This is a genomic window from Phocaeicola intestinalis, assembly GCF_014837065.1.
GTDB lineage: Bacteria > Bacteroidota > Bacteroidia > Bacteroidales > Bacteroidaceae > Phocaeicola > Phocaeicola intestinalis.
Window position 1 is genome coordinate 1 of the sequence record NZ_JACSPP010000125.1, and the last position, 1,410, is coordinate 1,410.

Annotated in this window: 1 protein-coding gene; it reads right to left on the reverse strand. The window is 32.6% G+C overall.

The genetic code is table 11. The features are described from left to right. A partial coding sequence (locus H9625_RS17300) for a tyrosine-type recombinase/integrase (RefSeq protein ID WP_191765559.1) occupies positions 1-1,277 on the reverse strand: 1,277 nt, incomplete at its 3' end. Positions 1,278-1,410: the final 133 nt, after the last annotated feature.

Consider the following 1,410-nt stretch of genomic DNA (forward strand, 5'->3'; position numbering starts at 1 on the left):
GTCATAAAAACCTCCTCAACTTTTCTTTTATTGTCCCTTCCATTTACGATATAATCAATTAAAAGATTGTAGACATACGGTGATAATGGTAAGCTTTGCACATGCCCATTTTTTACATGATAGAAACATAGCTGTCTTTTATCCCAATCTATGTCTCTCAATTTAAGTCTTGTGACCTCACTCGTTCTTAAGCCATAAATTGAAAGTAGGGCTAATATCGCGGTATTACGTTTGCCTACTATTGTAGAGGTATCATAAAAGGACAACAATTTCTCTACAATATCCCAAGAAGGTGCAGAGGGCAATGTTGATAAACTGTACTCTTTAGGATGGCGTATTCCTTCTACACAAATATCACAGATTCCTTTGAAGTTTAAGAATTTTACGTACTCTCTGATATTTGTTGTAAGGAGAGAAAGAGTTCGTTTGCAACATCCTGCGTTGTGTCTATACTGTATATATTCGTCAATCACAGAAAGATTTAAATGAGCCAAGTCTGTTTTATCCTGAATAAAGAAAGAGAAATCATTTATCCTTGAATGTCTTCCTTTTAATGTAATATCAGAAAGTCCTTTCATTGATTTAGACCAATTAATATATTCAATAATTAAATCATTATCACGTGGGAGTTGCTCTTGAGAACGTTCAAGTATACCAATAAAACTTAGCCATTTTATTGAAACCGCTTTAAAGGTTTTCATCCATTTAAGACTGTTATACGCAGCTAACCTAATAATTGTCTTGTCTAAGACATGTTGGTGTATTATCTTTTTTTCACTTATTCCTAATTCATCTATAATATGGAGTTGCATTTCTGCATGTTCCCGAAGTCTATTAAATGACATTCCAAGTGACTGCATATAATTTAAATAAGACAGTCTTTCGTGATACATGGGATAGGTAATATACCTAATGCGATAATGGCATATTGTGCTAAAATGATTGAATAGTAAATTATGATCACAATACCTCAGGTCGAGACGCCCTATTTCATTTAACCAATTGATGGTTGTACTGATGAAGAATTTGATTTGCTTCTGATTCCTGAAAAGAGAACTTTTTTCTAAGATCTCATCCAGAGTGATAATAGACTTATCTTTATCCTTAAGAGATAAGATATTTACAGTTTCTAGTAAAAGAGATGCAAGAATTTGCAATTCTCTTGTTTGGCATCCTTCCGATTGCTTCCTAACGAGAAAATCTTCTCTTTCCTTTAATAGAGGAACACCTCTATGCTTAAGGAGATTTGATTCACTTTTAAATAATAATTCCAGCATATTGTTTGTGGTTCCATTTGAGGTCCCATAAAAATATGCGTAATTTTATGTAGTGAAAAAAATTTCTTATAGATTGATTTACAATATTTTATTCTATTATGCCAACATAAATATAATGCCAACATAAGGGCGC